The organism is Chitinophaga caseinilytica (assembly GCF_038396765.1).
GTDB classification, from domain to species: Bacteria; Bacteroidota; Bacteroidia; order Chitinophagales; family Chitinophagaceae; genus Chitinophaga; species Chitinophaga caseinilytica.
The window spans coordinates 5,106,449-5,121,600 of the sequence record NZ_CP150096.1; the positions used below are offsets into that span (position 1 = coordinate 5,106,449).

Genomic DNA, 15,152 nt, shown 5'->3' on the forward strand with positions numbered 1-15,152 from the left:
CCGTTCTTTGAGGCCTCTATGAGAACTTTTACTTTGTATACCCTGAAAATCTGGCTCATTGCTGCGCTACCCCCATCTTTGTATGTCTGCTGGTATTATGGTGCATTTACGATCGCGCTGGAGCAGCAGGACAAATTCCTTTTCAACACCTTTACGTATATGGGGCCGGCTGCCGTATTCGCGGGCTTTTGCATGAAACAATTGTATGCTGCCCACATCGGCGAATATCAGCGCAAGGCTATGATCTGGCTTTGCAATGTGATGGGCCTCGTTCCGGTAACGGTGCTCGCGGGCAATTCGGAGCCCGGTATGGTGACCATTTTCCTGTTGTACCTTTCCTCTACCGTTGCCATACTGGCCGTAAAAGCCCCCTCGGCCCGGCAAACCCCGCTCCAGCTGCCGCTCCACGGCCGCCACATCACCCTCAGGCCCGATCACGAGATCAATCCCTGGCGCGGGATGGTCGTTTCCGGCATCCACACCCTTCCCATCCGCCTCAAGCTCGACCGGAACGCCCCCTACCCCCAGCTCGAATGCCATTCCCTCGAAAAAGAAGATATTTTCCACCTCATCGCAGATTTTGTACCCGTCAGGGTCAGCGCCTGCCTGCCGGGAAAAAGCGAGCCCCTCTTCTCGGCCATCCTTGAAATCGACCATTCCCTCAACTAAGCGGCGCATTTTTTGCGGCATACGGCTGCCAGACGCCGGTCCCACCGAATTTTTCTGTAATTTCCGGGGTCTGATCGTCTTGATAAACAGCTGAATATGTCTCACCTACTGTCGCCCCTTCGCACCGTGCTCATCTATTTTGCAGCCGGCGTACTTTGGATTTTGCTGACGGATTCCCTCCTGCAATGGCTTGCGGAGCATTCGCCCGCGCTCTTGCTGGGCGGTCAGTATGCCAAGGGCTTCCTTTTCGTGCTCCTTTCTTCCATCATGCTGTTCTGGCTCCTGTCCAAATCGCGCGGCTCGGTGCGCCGGCTGGAAATGGCCTACATCCGCGTGTTCCGCGAAAGCCCCCAGCCCATGTGGATCTACGACCGTAAAACGCTCGAATACGTGGATGTGAACGACGCCGCCATTCACCTGTACGGCTATACGCTGGAAGAATTCCTGAATATGACCATCCTCCAGGTACGCCCGAAGGAAGAAATCCAGAAAGTGCTCGACGCCACGCGTTTCGCCACTACCGGCTTCCAGAACTTCGGCACCTGGAAGCACCTGAAAAAAGACGGCACCCTCATTTTCGTAGACATCCGCACCTTCGGCACGCACTACAAAGGCCGCGAAGTGGAGATCGTTTCCATTTCAGACGTTACCGACAAACACATCGCCTTCGAAGCCCTTTCGCGCCAGGAGCTGCTGCTCAATTCCATCATGAACAGCACCGACGATCTCATCTGGGCGGTAGACGACCGCAAGACCTACACCGCTTTCAACAATTCTTTCCGCGACATCATCCACCAATACACCGGGCACGAAGTACATGTGGGCGACCCGCTCCTTCCCGGCGCCAATGAAGCCGAAGCCCTCCGCTGGCAACAGTATTACGATCGCGGCCTCCAGGGCGAGGCGCACACCGTGGAGGAAACGCGCGAACTGAATGGGATCGGCGTGTCCGTCGCGGAAATCCATTTCCGGCCCATGCGCAAACAGCAGCGCGTGGTGGGCGTATCGTGCTTCGCGCGGGACATTACCGAGCGCAAACAACAGGAACTGAGCCTGCAAAAGGCGCTCGACCGCTACGACATGGTTTCCTTTGCCACCAGCAACGTGATCTGGGATTACGATCTGGTCACAAACTCCATGCACTGGAACAACAACCTCGCCACCAAGTTCGGCCACCGGAAGGCGGATGAAACGGAAGACTGGTGGGAACGGCATGTGCATCCGGAAGACGCGCCCATGATCATCAGCGGCCTGAAACTGGCCATCGCGGAGAAACGCACGACGTACGCGGCGGAGTACCGCTTCCTTTGTGCCGACGGGCAATACCGGCACGTTTTCGACCGGGTGTACATCAGCTATGGCGAAGAAGGCCATCCCATCCGAATGATCGGCGCGATGGAAGATATCGAAGACAAAAAACTGTACGTGGAAGAGCTCCAGAAAGTGGCACATATGAGCTCGCACAGCCTGCGCCGGCCCGTGGCGTCGATGCTGGGCGTGGTAGGCCTCATCAATAAAGACAACCTCACCGATCCCGCCAACCTCCCGCTGCTGGCGGGTATCGAAAAAATAGCGAAAGAGATGGACGAGATCATCCATACCGTGGCGGATAAATGCAACCGTATTTTCCAGGGCGTGGAAGATAAATGAAAAAAGCCCCCGCACGGGAGCCTCGTTCACTTGTACGATTAGCCGGCCATCAGGATTAAAGAAAGAATTGGTTAAAATCGTACAATTGTGGGATGCCGCGGCGCCGGCCGAATGGTTAATTTCCGGCTGCAAAACTTCCACTATGCGTAATTGCAGTTTCCTGTGCCTGATCGTCGCATTTTGCAGCCTGGGATGCAACAGCGGCACAACTCCGGCCAATTTTCAGCAAGAAATATTGATCAATGATCCGGGAATGCACCTGTCGGCAGTCTACCCCGATTCCACCCAATTCCATTTCGAATATCAGGCGGGCGGGATTTCCGGCAGATCACAATCGCTTACATTGTTACCGGCGATTATGCGTGTAAGCTGGTATGATCGCGATTTTGCGTTCGTGACCGTCAGCTGCGGCACTTCCTGCGTTCTTGGGTACCTTCAGCCGTTGAACGGCAGGGATAGCGCACAGCTTTATTTCCAGCCATTGTTTACCGACCGGGAAAAGCAACTGATCGTGAACACGGATGATGGAAAACTGCAGGTCGAGAACTACAGGACACGCCGTCGTGTCTTTTACAAGCATGAACTACCGCCACCTTATGACATGGCATTCATCGACAGCATCCGGCTGGAAGGCCCCTACGCCGTGGTTTATTACAATATCGAGGGGGAACACCGGAAAACTGTCCGTATCAACGTATCGGCGCTCCTGGCCCCTCATTAGCTGGCGGGGGTGTGGGCGGTCAGCCGTTCGCTGCGCCAGTTGCGGTCGTAATACACGAAAAAGTACAGCCAGATGGTGCGGCTCAGGCGCATGAGGAGCGGTTGCATGAATACCAGCAGCACGGCGTTGACGCCCAGCCAGTAGAGCACGCTGTTATCGTGGAGACTAAACCCCAGCAAAACCCACCAGGCCACAAAGGTGGCTACGGACAGGGCGATGGACAGCGCATAGCTGACGTAGCCCGTTCCGAAAAAGAAGCCGGTTTCCGGTTCACTGAGCTGGCCGCATTCGGGGCAGCGTTCGTTCATTTTCATGAAAGCGCCCAGTTTGTAGGGGTTGGATTCTACGAAGAGCCGGCCCCTGCGGCAGCGGGGGCATTTGTTCTGCAGGGCGCTGAGGATTACGTTCGGTTTATGGTCGTTTCTTTCGGCACACATATTTTTCAGTTTAGACTTTTTCTGAATTCTTCCGGCGATTGCCCGGTGTATTTTCTGAAGAACCGCGAGAAGTAGCTGTTATCGGGGAAATTGAGCTCCCCGGCTATTTCGGAGACGGACTTCTGTTCGTTGGTGAGGAGGCGTTTGGCTTCCAGCAGTACGCGTTCGCGGATCACGTCTCCGGCCGTTTTGCCGAGGAGGTCCTGACAGAGGGCGTTGAGGTGGTTGGGTGTGATGTAGAGCTGTTCGGCATACTCGCGGGGCAGGCGCATGGAGCGGTAATGGCGGTTGATGAGCGCCATGAAGTTCCGCAATACGAGCTGTTTTTGCTGGGGAACGCCGGGCTCGCCGTCGCGGGCGATGTGGCGGTCTGTTTCCAGGAACAGTTGGAGCAGCAGGGCGCGCACGAGATCGGGCTCGTTATCGTCTCCCGCCTGCAGCACCTGTTCGAATACCGAACGGATGGCGGGGCGGAGCTTTTCGGGGATGGCCATTACCTGGTCTGCGCTTTGTCCGGAAAAGAACGGGAAGCGGTCGAGGTAATCCGGGTTGGCGAGGAAAGAGCGGAAGAACGCGGTCGAAAAATGGACGACAAACCCGTCGGTTTCCGGGCCAAAGTGCCAGGAATGGACCTGGCCTGGGGCCATGAAGTACATTTGCCAGGGCTCTACGGGATAGCGGGTGAAATCCAGTGTATGGGAGCCGCTGCCGCCGGTAAAAAGCACCAGGTGGTAAAACGAGTGGCCGTGCTGCTGGTGAACGCGCTGGTAGTTCTTCTTCAGGTAGGAACCGAGGCGCTCCGTGAGCAGGTCCGGGTGGCTGTGACCGTCTGAAACGGTGCAAATATCGTATACCGGGATGGAAGGTTTCATGACATCACAAAGGTACGGCACAGTCGTTAGCGGTACTTTTCACATTTGGGGCTTTTATGGTACTTTTTACCGGAAGCGGAGAAATTACCCGTTTGGTAGCGGGGAAATGGTATCATTGCGGCCTAAATCCGTTACCTGCATGAATGCATATAAAGAAGTTACCATATACTTTGGGCTTACCGATGAAAAAGACATTTCCCTGGCCGATATCCTGACTTGCATCCCATTGGGGGAGCGGCGGGAATGGGCGTTGCTGCATATGGAGGCATTGGGGCACCCGGAGGATCTGGATGTACTGAAGTTCCAGTCGGAGGCCGAGATCCATGGGATCGTTTATGGGTGGGATGCGTTGCAGCAGATGCAGGACCGTTTTGCGCAGGTGATTGAAATGATGGTTGTGGGCGGGGAACGGGTGAGCCATTTGAGGAAGGCGATGCCTTTCGAAGAGATATTGGAGGCGGCCGAATATGTGGTGGAGTTGGTGGACGGAGGGTTCTGGGTGGTTCATACCCGGAATGAGCAGGTTGTCAACAATATCTGTGGGAGGTTCCCGCGCGTGGAGGTGGTGGAGATCTAGTGGCTATGGGAGTTGGGGACGGAGGGTTCTCGCTGGTTCATACCAGGAGTGAGCAGGTTGTCAATAATAACTGTGGGAGATTCCCGCGCGGAGGTGGTGAAGCTTTGATGCCCAGGGCCTTAGTTGCTATAGAAATCGAAGGGATAGAGGGTTCAGCCTGGTTCATTTCTGAAACAAAACGGCGATCGGAAATTTTTGTGGGAGATTGTTATTATAGGAAGACTTAGGGTTTGATATATGAGACACTTACCTTTCTATGGAAATTGGAGTTCAGGAAAGGGCTGGTCAATTCATTTCCGAATCGAACCAGCGCTCGGAAATTTCAGGGGAAGATTACCAAAGGCGGAGATCTTGGGAGTTTGATACAAGCGGAACTTACCTTTCTATGGAAATTAGAGTATAGAAAGGGACTGATCAATTCATTTCCGAATCGAACCGGTGATCAGCAATTTCAGAGGGAGATTGCATCGAGCGGAGGTCTTGGGAAATTGAAATTCGAGGAACCTGGATGTCTAATTCCATGAAAACTGAACGAATGGATGGAAATAGCTTGACTCCTACCTTTGAAGACGGTGTTAACCCAATATCCAACGGGCCCATTTTTCCAACTCCGCGGGAATTCGCTAAATTCACGGTAGTTATGGATATTAAAGAACAGCTCCGCCAGCATTTTTTACAGATCGTCAGCCTCACGGATGAGGAGTTCGAATACGTATGGACACACTTCACTTTTAAAAAGTACAGGAAAAGGCAGTTTCTCATCCAGGAAGGCGATACCGTCAAGTACCATTACTGGGTGGCGAAGGGCCTGATCAAGTCCAGCTATACCGATGAATCGGGTAAGGAACACATTCTCCAGTTTGCCATGGAAGATTGGTGGATATCCGACTACCAGGCGCTTTACAACCATTCTCCCGCTTCTTTGACGGTAGATTGTATTGAGGACAGCGAGGTGCTGGCGCTTTCCGACGAAGACCGTCAAAAACTAACCCGGGAAATACATGCTTTCTCGAATTTCTTCTTACAGAAGAAAAACGGCGGATATGTCGGTCTCCAGCAACGGATATTGCTGCTGCTATTCAAAAATCCCCGCGAACGATACGAGCGATTGCAGCAATTACAGCCGCGCCTGTTGCAAAGGGTTCCGAAGGTATTGCTGGCTTCTTATCTGGGTGTTTCCAGGGAAAGCCTTAGCAGATTGTATCAGGGCGAGTTGTGAGCTAATTGACTTCAAATCATGTCTTCTATGACCCATCAAGCTAATCTATAACGATAGGAATCAGCTAAGCGCAAAATACAATCACCCCTGGTGATTGGCGATTTTCGCCCTAAAAGAAGCACCAAACACAGGACATTTTTCACACATTAAGCTGTTCCCCTGATTGCTGGAAGCAGCGAAGCACGAAACTCGACCACATCTCGTTCTTGCGCAATCTCTTGGCAAGAAACTCCGGACACGGTACGATTCTCCCCTCTCCTGATGCAGAAAGCAGCCAACCTTGAAAGCCTATCGTGCAGCCTGTCGTTCCCAAAATTACAGGAAGCAGCGAAGCATGAAATCCCACCATACCAAACTACAAACCTCCTTTCCTACTGCTGGAAACATCAAGCCGGGGGCACCAATCAACTAACACCCTCGCACACCAAACCAATCCATTAATTAAAGAATGCCGCGAAGTTGAAAAACGACCGCCACTACATCCCCTACTCTGCAGGAAGTAACAAATACCCAAATACTACGCGCACCAAGCCATTCCCATAACTATTGGAAACTGCGCAGCTTGAAATACGGCCACACCTTACTAAAATACCCTTCCGTCTTACAGAAAACTCCAAACACCGAACTTCTACCGCACACCAAGCCGTTTCCACAATTAATGGAAGCGGGGCAGCATGAAACATGTCCATACCTAACTATAAGGTCATTCTTTCTCACTGGGAGCACCAAACACCGAAATGCTATTGCACACCAATCCGTTTCCGTCAATAATGGAAGCTGGGCAACATGTAATACGTCTACACCTTTCTATAAGGTCGCTCCTTCTCACAGGAAGCACCCAAACACCGAACCTCTACCGCATACCAAGCCGTTTCTATAATTAATGGAAGCTGGGCAGCATGAAACGCGGCCACACCTTCCTATAAGCCCCTTCCGACTTACAGGATCCACCAATAACCGAATTTCTACCACACACCACACCGTTTCCATAATTAATGGAAGCTGGGCAGTCTGAAACATGTCCACACCTTCCCATAAAACCCTTCCGACCTACAGGAAGTACCAATCACCGAACTTCTACCGCACGCCAAGCCGTTTCCATAATTAATGGAAGCTTTGCAGCATGAAACACGTCCATACCTTACTATCAGTTCACTCCTTCTCACAGGAAGCCCCCAAACACCGAACTTCTACCGCACACCAAGCCGTTTCCATAATTAATGGAAGCTAGGCTGCATGAAACACGTCCACACCCTCCTATAAGACCCTTCCGACCTACAGGAAGCACCAAACACCGAACTTCTACCGCACGCCAATCCGTTTCCATAATTAATGGGAGCTTTGCAGCATGAAACACGTCCATACCTTACTATCAGTTCACTCCTTCTCACCGGAAGCCCCCCAAACACCGAACTTCTACCGCACACCAAGCCGTTTCCATAATTAATGGAAGCTAGGCTGCATGAAACACACCCATACCTTACTATAACGCCCTTCCTTCTCACAGGAAGCCCCCCAATCACCGAACTTCTACCGCACACCAAGCCGTTTCCATACTTAATGGAATCTAGGCTGCATGAAACACGTCCATACCTTACTATCAGTTCACTCCTTCTCACAGGAAGCCCCCAAACACCGAACTTCTACCGCACACCAAGCCGTTTCCATAATTAATGGAAACTGGACAGCATATAACATGCCCACACCTTACTATCAGTTCGCTCCTTCTCACAGGATGCCCCCAAACACCGAACTTCTACCGCATACCAAGCCGCTTCCATAATCAATGGAATCTGGGCAACATGAAACTTGTCCAAACCTACTAATCGCCCTCCTGACCTCACTGTATGCACTCCAATTTTAACTGCCGGGCATTCATCGCGCGACATAGCATTCCCAGTGGCAGCAGCATCGTAGGGCAAACATTACAACATTACGTTTCACGCCAACGATCGCCCTCGCCTCATAGTGCAACCCCGGGTTGTGAGCCAGATCACAGCTTTTTAGTGCGTCACCGCAACTATTGCCTTTTAGCGCTGTTCTATTTTTGTGTAGCCACAACGGCCAAACCAAACACCCTAATTCAGCAAAAAACAAAATCATGAACGTCCTCAAAATTCTCATCGTACTAACTTCCCATAGCCAGCTCGGCGATACGGGCCATAAAACCGGGTTCTGGGTTGAAGAATTCGCCGCGCCCTATTATGCACTGGCTGATGCAGGCGCACAAATCACCATTGCCTCCCCGCAAGGAGGTCAGCCACCAATTGACCCGAAAAGCGAATCGCCTGAATCGCAGACCGATGCCACCCGCAGGTTTTTCGCTGACAAAGCGCTCCAGGAGAAACTCGCCTCCTCCATTCCTTTGACACAGATCAACCCGGCAGAATATGATGCCATATTCTACCCCGGGGGCCACGGGCCGCTTTGGGATTTAACAAACAATAGGACTTCCATCGCGCTAATTGAGCAATTCTACAACAACGGGAAGCCTGTAGCCGCTGTGTGCCACGCTCCCGCCGTGCTCCTGCACGCTAAGAAAGCCAACGGCGAACCGCTGGTGAAAGGCCTTACAGTAACCGGCTTCTCCAATAACGAAGAAGAAGCCGTACAACTAACGAAAGTTGTTCCCTTCCTGCTGGAAGACGAACTCAAGAAAAACGGCGGTGTTTATAGCAAAGGTCCCGACTGGAGCAGCTATGTCCTGAAAGACGGGCTACTCATTACCGGCCAAAACCCGGCATCTTCAGAGGAAGCTGCAAAGCAATTACTTGAACTATTGAAAAAATAATTAAACCCAATGGGTTTCATACTCGGTAGTATATGCCCGGAGACATTCGCCTCCGGGCTTTTGCATTACCAGCATCAACCCACATCTATCACGCATCACTAACCACTTTGCATTGATAGTAACTACCAATAGCGTCAGTATTCCTCTTCGCTCAGAAAATCCAGGCACCAGCCAGCGCTCCCACAAAAAACCGAACCTATAATCTATTCAGGTTTACGCAACCTGTAAAAACCAGCAACACGCACCAATATTGAATGAGACACCCTGATACGGGCCCATTTCACAAATCAAGCACCATAATCCATCTGCAACAATATGAGTGTCAATCCCTTTCAGGAAGCATAATCAAGCGACCAACACAAACATTACCACCAACGAATACATACTTAAATATAACCCATCACAGCCCTTATGATCAGTCATTCGCATCATCAGCGAAACATGAATTGCGACAGAACGTCAGGGATTGCTAACATCCGTGTTATCTTAACACGACTAAGCCCTATCTCCTTCGGCGCCCCTGCCTGCAATAGGCAAATGCCTTCCTCCACCACTCCACAGCTCCTTTTTGATCCAGTCAGACACCATTTTCCGTCCCATTGGCGTGGAAAGCAATGATAATGGTGATAAATACCCCATGGATGCCCGCTCCTGCCGCATCCACATATTAAACAAACCTGGCATTCCACGACGCGAATATCCCATTCCATAAATGGCCAACACTTCCAGGAGTTGCTGATGCACTTTGTCTTCCAAATCGACCGAGGCCAGGTATTTCGGCACCTGCAACGCATCGAGCCGAAACACATAGCTCAGCTCCAGCCAGGAAATTTCCGACATCTTTACAAATTCACGGAACTGCTCAGTAGTCAGTTTCTTTTTACCCAGTGCACGCTTTGGGTTAATAGCTTTGGTGGCGAGATCAATCACTGAATCCACACAAACATGGTAACAGGAGTTCTCGTCTAAAGGCTTCTGTGGCATTTAGCTTTCTTTTTGATTGTTAATAAAAGTGTATTCGAACTTAAATGAAAGGGAATTATGAAAAACCGGGATTACAAAGTTTCAACCCAATACGCATAGGCACAATCACGCCTTTAATAGCGTTAATTCGTAAAATGCAACAGATTAACATGATAGTTACATTCTACCTCTTCCCCAATTCGGGCCTTACTACATCATCTCAATTATCACTCCCACAAGTATGAGAAGTTACGCCATTGCTCTTTGATCTAAACCGTCTACAATTACGTAGGCAGTAATGATATTCTAATATTAAATCCTATCAACTTCCATGCTTTACTTTAAGTATCGCTTCCAGAATACTCAAGTACGCATGTAAATCTTATATCTTCTAAAATAGTGCCTCCACATACATGCTTGCGAAATAGTTTTTATCCGGGATTAACATGAAACAAAATTAAGCAAATGGAAAATACGAATGACATTTTTAGTGAAATATTTCACCGATAATTTCTCGCTTTTTCGGAGAATTCAAACTTGTTAGTGATCCTGCCATTTTTTCTTCAATATTCCTTTACCAACACCTCAATAACCATAACTATAAAGAATACTACAAAAACAGATAAATAATTCAATAGTCAATGTTCAACAAAAAAGCACCTGTTATTTTCATTTTTTTTGTGTTTAAAAAACTGATCCCAATTTCCACACTATTTTTCTCATCTACTTTCTACTTACTTTTATGTCGTCACGAATTCAAGACAACGTTTTTTACATCAAATTCATTTATAAAAAATGATAAAACTACTTAGTCAAGAGACAACTATTTTAGCTACAACTGGTTTTAAATAGTTCCCCAAATTCCGCCAATCGCTATCATATCAAATCTCTCAACACAGCGCTGTAGTGAAGCTTTCTAATGTCAGGAAAATTCACTTTCGCATTGTTGTTAACCAATCCAATCTAATAATATCATCCATTGCCCTTAAAAACATTATTATGAGATTACGATTCTTTGTTAACCTGTTACTTTTCACTTCGGCCGCTTTTAGTCAGCAGCCAGACAATAGCATGCCTCCAGCAAAAACGGCACGCGCCATTCCGCAACCATTGCCTTCTGGCGCGAAAGTGAATTTTGTTCGTACCTGGTCACCCAACCAGCCAACTACCGACCGCGCGATTGCATACCGCGCTACTGACATCGGAGCCACTCCCGAGTCTACCGACTACTTCGACGGCCTGGGGCGCTTATTACAAACGGTCAACAGGGGCGTTGCTCCGCTCGCAAAAAAGGATCTTGTAACACCGGTACTATACGATGCGTACGGCCGGGTTGCTTTCCAATACCTGCCATATATAAGTCCCTCGGCCGATGGAGCCCTTAAGAAAAATGCGTTTGCAGAACAGAAAGCATGCTTTGACGCGTTGCTTACCACCGCCGACAACAACAAGGAAGACATCTATTATGGCAAAACGGATTTTGAAAACTCGCCGTTAAATCGCGTCGTCAAAGCCATGTCGCCGGGCAATAATTGGGCAGGCTCCGGCCGCGGAATTTCCAAAAGATACCTGGTAAACGCCGCCAGCGATGAAGTAAGGCGATGGAATGTAACTACTATAATTACTGGTAACGTGCCCTTTTCAAATGTCGCCTCGCCGGGAATTTATCCCGCCGAAGAACTACAGAAGAACATAACGATTGATGAGCTAGGCAAGCAAACGGTTGAATATCTTGACAAAGATGGCCAAATGATCCTGAAAAAAATTCAGATCGCGCCTGCACCAGGTGCCAACCATACCGGGTGGCTTTGCACCTATTACGTGCACGACACCCAGGGAAACCTGCATTTCGTAATACCACCCAAAGCAGTTGAAATGCTACCATCTGCAGGTTGGACGATCAGCCCTGCATTAAGCAAATCCCTCTGTTTCCGGTATGAATATGACAGCCGAAACAGAATGATCATCAAAAAAATACCGGGTGCGGATTCCATAGAAATGGTATACGATCAACGGGACCGACTCGTATTGCTGCGCGACGGCAACCTCCGCGCCGTGGGCGGCAAGTGGCTGGCAACGCTCTACGACAACCTGAACCGGCCGATTATGACCGGCATATATGCCAGTACAAACACTCATGGCCAACTGATCATTGCCCAAAGTACATCACCCGGTACCAATTCCATCCTGCCAGCCCATCTCGACCCGCTGACCTACACCTTCTACGACAACTACACTTATCCGGGAGCCAAGGCCGCCCAATCCAGCTATTTCACCAAGCCCCAACCGGGTACCAACCCGTATCCGGAAGCCATTACCGTTAATTCACAGGCCAAGGGGCTAGTTACCGGCACGAAAGTCCGCGTGCTGGAAACGTCCCAATTCCTCATGACCACCCAATACTATGACCCCAAAGGCCGGCTGATCCAGACAATCAGCGACAATCATAATAACGGGGTGGACATTACGACCAACCTTTATGACTTCTCCGGGAAGCTGCTCAGCACCTACCAATATCTAAATAATCCTTCTGCCGGCGCTGCTGGCGTCATCCGTCTGCTGACAAACCGAACATACGATCATGCCGGTCGCCTTATCAAAGTGACCAAACAACTCAACGATAACGCTGCCTTTAGACGGGACATCGCTACGAATTACTACGACGCCCTCGGCCAGCTACAGCGGAAGGAATTCAGGCGCGCTTCAGGCAACATTGTAGAAAGCATGACCTACACGTACAATATCCGTGGATGGCTCAAAGGAATTAACCGCAACTATGTGAAAGGCGCTGAAACCCGGTATTTTGGACAGGAACTGCATTACGATGCAGGGTTCACCAACAGGGAATACACCGGCAATATCGCGGGAACCACCTGGAGGGGCACCAAAATCAGTACCCCCAATGCCTATGGCTATCTTTATGATGCGGCGGGCCGGCTCCTCAGGGCGAACTTTACACAATCCACCAGCACAAATACATGGGGAAAAACCCTCCATAATTACGATTCGTGGATGGGCGATGGCACCAATTACACCACCGCTTATGATGCCAATGGAAACATCCGGCGGATGCAGCAATGGGGCGCGAAAGGAACCAGCACCAATTCCAAGATTGATGATCTAACCTACACAATTTATGATTCGACGGGATTGACAGCCTCAAACAAACTGTATAAAGTTGTGGATGCCGTCAACGATCCAAAGTCGACACTGGGTGATTTTACCGACCAGCAACCTGCCGCTGCCTTCGATTATGCTTATGACAGGAACGGGAACCTGACACGGGATGAAAACAAGAAAATCTCAGCGATTCGCTACAACCACCTAAACCTGCCGAAATCCATCACTTTAACAAGCAAAGGCTCCATTAGTTACATGTATGACGCCAATGGTCGCAAACTTGCCAAAATAGTCACCGACAATACCGTTACGCCTGCGCGCATCACACGGACCGACTACCTCGGGCCCGCGGTATTCGGAAACAACATCCTGCAGCTGATCACCCATGAAGAGGGCCGCATAAGACCGCTTGCCAGCGGGGGCTTTACTTACGACTATTTCCTCAAAGATCACCTCGGCAATGTACGCATGGTATTGGCGGAAGATAATCCGTCGAAGCAAGCCTACGTCGCCAGCATGGAACCTAAGCAGGCCGTTGTTGAAAACTCCCTCTTCAGTAATATCGATGACTCCAGGTCAAACAAGCCCCCGGCTATCCGGACGATCCGCAATCCAGCACCAATACCGCCGTGGCACGGCTCAACGGCAACGATCCCCGCAGGAGGATCGGCCCCAGCCTTGTCCTGAAAGTGCAGACCGGAGATACGATAAACCTGGGCGCAAGGGCATTTTATAAATCCGCAGCGATCGGAAAACAGCAAAATACCTCCGTAACCGCCGCCGACATGGCCACGGCGCTACTGAGTGCCTTTGGGAAGACGACCATCCCGGCTCCGGGGACCCATGGTTCCGGCGGTGGTCCACAAAGCCCTCCATTCGGGAATGATTTCGTCAGCAACAGTTGGCAACGGCTCCGGGACAAAGAGCCACAAAGTCCCCCCAATACCAACCGCCCGAAAGCATATCTCAATTTTGTGCTGTTCGACGAACAGTTTAAACTGGTAGAAGGATCCAGTGGCGTTCGGCAGGTTGCAGCCAGTCCCGACCAATTGCAGACGCTGGCTGTAAATAACCTGGTCATGAAACAATCTGGCTTCTTGTATGTTTATACCAGCAATGAAGCGCCCCAGGATATATTCTTTGATAATATTATCCTAGTATTGGCAGGTACCCCCGTGCTGGAAGAAACACATTATTATCCGTTTGGGCTCGTCATGGAGGGCTTAAGCGAGAAAGTCTTGTATAACCCAGTAAATAAAGAACAAAAATTCCAGGGGCAACCATTTGACGATGATCTGGGGCTAAATTGGTATGGATTTAAATTCAGGAATCACGATCCGCAAATTGGTAGATTTATCCAGGCAGATCCTTTATCTGACAAGTACGTGTATAACTCCACGTACGCTTTTTCCGAAAATCATGTGACGGCACATGTTGAGTTGGAAGGATTGGAGAAAATAAGTATACAGGGGTTGTGGCAAAAGGCAGGAATTTCAAGCAACACAGATGTAAAAGAATTTGCAAAAGGAGTCGGTAAAGCGCTAAAAGACTCGGACAATCTTTCTAAGGCTAGCATTTTGTTGGGACAATTTTCCGTACTCACTATTGTCGGAGTTGCAACGAGTGGAATAGGTTCTGGAACTTTGTTCTCACGGGGATTACAAGGCATGAGAAACGCGTCTTTTAGAATAGGCCGCATGCCTCTTACTATAAATAGTGACGTATCGGGCACAGCAATTAGTACTAACACCGAAATTGCAATAGGGATTGAAACTAGTACTGCTAAGACCAGTAGTACTACGATGGCATTAACAAACTATTGGCCGAGAAATGGAGGTGCGTTAAATGAATGGAGCAATGAGTTCTTGACACCTGGGGCTCAAATAGATCGATTTGGATCAGGATTTGGAAAATACTTGTCTCCAAGGTACACACCTATTGAAATGAGGGCTTTACCTCCAGATAATACAGGAGTTTACAATGCCTTTAAAGTTGTCAAACCATTTGAAGTTCAATCGTCGACCATAGCGCCAGCATTTAACCAAATAGGCTTAGGGAAGCAATATTTATCCCCTGTTAATGTCAACACGCTGCTAAAAAAAGGTATTATTATTCCAGTTCAATAAATTTATT

The 15,152-nt window shown here is 49.6% G+C and carries 11 protein-coding genes; 8 read left to right on the forward strand and 3 right to left on the reverse strand.

The annotated features are described in order from the left end of the window. The first annotated feature begins 18 nt into the window (after nucleotides 1-18). From WJU22_RS21030 to WJU22_RS21040, 3 genes are all read left to right on the forward strand, one after another. On the forward strand, nucleotides 19-669 hold the full coding sequence (locus tag WJU22_RS21030) for a hypothetical protein (RefSeq protein ID WP_341840138.1): 651 nt from the start codon (nucleotides 19-21) through the stop codon (nucleotides 667-669). A gap of 96 nt (nucleotides 670-765) precedes the next feature. Then, nucleotides 766-2,319 (forward strand): PAS domain S-box protein, encoded by a 1,554-nt coding sequence (locus WJU22_RS21035; protein ID WP_341840139.1) that lies wholly within the window; start codon nucleotides 766-768, stop codon nucleotides 2,317-2,319. An 85-nt stretch (nucleotides 2,320-2,404) separates the two neighbouring features. Further along, nucleotides 2,405-3,040, forward strand: coding sequence for a hypothetical protein (locus WJU22_RS21040; protein ID WP_341840140.1), 636 nt, complete (start codon nucleotides 2,405-2,407; stop codon nucleotides 3,038-3,040). On the opposite strand, the gene WJU22_RS21045 is transcribed toward WJU22_RS21040, so the two are convergent. Together WJU22_RS21045 and WJU22_RS21050 are read right to left on the reverse strand one after the other, a co-directional pair. Continuing rightward, a complete protein-coding gene (locus tag WJU22_RS21045) occupies nucleotides 3,037-3,477 on the reverse strand; it encodes a DUF983 domain-containing protein (RefSeq protein WP_341840141.1) in 441 nt (146 codons plus the stop codon). The genes WJU22_RS21040 and WJU22_RS21045 overlap by 4 nt on opposite strands. A gap of 5 nt (nucleotides 3,478-3,482) precedes the next feature. Next, nucleotides 3,483-4,349, reverse strand: coding sequence for a helix-turn-helix domain-containing protein (locus WJU22_RS21050; protein WP_341840142.1), 867 nt, complete (start codon nucleotides 4,347-4,349; stop codon nucleotides 3,483-3,485). Between the two features lie 139 nt (nucleotides 4,350-4,488). On the opposite strand from WJU22_RS21050, the gene WJU22_RS21055 reads away from it, so the two are divergent. The 3 genes from WJU22_RS21055 to WJU22_RS21065 all read left to right on the forward strand — a co-directional run bounded on the left by WJU22_RS21055 (nucleotide 4,489) and on the right by WJU22_RS21065 (nucleotide 8,936). Further along, a complete protein-coding gene (locus tag WJU22_RS21055; RefSeq protein ID WP_341840143.1) occupies nucleotides 4,489-4,926 on the forward strand; it encodes a hypothetical protein in 438 nt (145 codons plus the stop codon). Nucleotides 4,927-5,566: 640 nt separating this feature from the next. After that, nucleotides 5,567-6,145 (forward strand): Crp/Fnr family transcriptional regulator, encoded by a 579-nt coding sequence (locus WJU22_RS21060; RefSeq protein WP_341840144.1) that lies wholly within the window; start codon nucleotides 5,567-5,569, stop codon nucleotides 6,143-6,145. A gap of 2,101 nt (nucleotides 6,146-8,246) precedes the next feature. After that, nucleotides 8,247-8,936: a type 1 glutamine amidotransferase domain-containing protein gene (locus tag WJU22_RS21065; protein ID WP_341840145.1), complete on the forward strand. Its 690-nt coding sequence runs from the start codon at nucleotides 8,247-8,249 to the stop codon at nucleotides 8,934-8,936. A 495-nt stretch (nucleotides 8,937-9,431) separates the two neighbouring features. Here the strand turns inward: WJU22_RS21065 and WJU22_RS21070 are convergent, their stop codons facing one another. Beyond that, complete coding sequence (locus tag WJU22_RS21070; RefSeq protein WP_341840146.1) at nucleotides 9,432-9,920, reverse strand: hypothetical protein; 489 nt, start codon at nucleotides 9,918-9,920, stop codon at nucleotides 9,432-9,434. A gap of 978 nt (nucleotides 9,921-10,898) precedes the next feature. Here WJU22_RS21070 and WJU22_RS21075 point away from each other — a divergent pair. Beyond that, nucleotides 10,899-13,706: a DUF6443 domain-containing protein gene (locus tag WJU22_RS21075; RefSeq protein ID WP_341840147.1), complete on the forward strand. Its 2,808-nt coding sequence runs from the start codon at nucleotides 10,899-10,901 to the stop codon at nucleotides 13,704-13,706. After that, nucleotides 13,649-15,145 (forward strand): glycohydrolase toxin TNT-related protein, encoded by a 1,497-nt coding sequence (locus WJU22_RS21080; RefSeq protein ID WP_341840148.1) that lies wholly within the window; start codon nucleotides 13,649-13,651, stop codon nucleotides 15,143-15,145. The genes WJU22_RS21075 and WJU22_RS21080 overlap by 58 nt, the downstream gene beginning before the upstream one ends. Nucleotides 15,146-15,152: the final 7 nt, after the last annotated feature.

Excerpts from the sequence above, each read along its gene's own strand:
- WJU22_RS21030 (WP_341840138.1), top strand. The coding sequence starts at position 19 with ATGAGAACTTTTACTTTGTATACCCTGAAAATCTGGCTCATTGCTGCG.
- WJU22_RS21035 (WP_341840139.1), top strand. The coding sequence starts at position 766 with ATGTCTCACCTACTGTCGCCCCTTCGCACCGTGCTCATCTATTTTGCA.
- WJU22_RS21045 (WP_341840141.1), bottom strand. The coding sequence starts at position 3,477 with ATGTGTGCCGAAAGAAACGACCATAAACCGAACGTAATCCTCAGCGCC.
- WJU22_RS21050 (WP_341840142.1), bottom strand. The coding sequence starts at position 4,349 with ATGAAACCTTCCATCCCGGTATACGATATTTGCACCGTTTCAGACGGT.
- WJU22_RS21055 (WP_341840143.1), top strand. The coding sequence starts at position 4,489 with ATGAATGCATATAAAGAAGTTACCATATACTTTGGGCTTACCGATGAA.
- WJU22_RS21060 (WP_341840144.1), top strand. The coding sequence starts at position 5,567 with ATGGATATTAAAGAACAGCTCCGCCAGCATTTTTTACAGATCGTCAGC.
- WJU22_RS21065 (WP_341840145.1), top strand. The coding sequence starts at position 8,247 with ATGAACGTCCTCAAAATTCTCATCGTACTAACTTCCCATAGCCAGCTC.
- WJU22_RS21070 (WP_341840146.1), bottom strand. The coding sequence starts at position 9,920 with ATGCCACAGAAGCCTTTAGACGAGAACTCCTGTTACCATGTTTGTGTG.
- WJU22_RS21075 (WP_341840147.1), top strand. The coding sequence starts at position 10,899 with ATGAGATTACGATTCTTTGTTAACCTGTTACTTTTCACTTCGGCCGCT.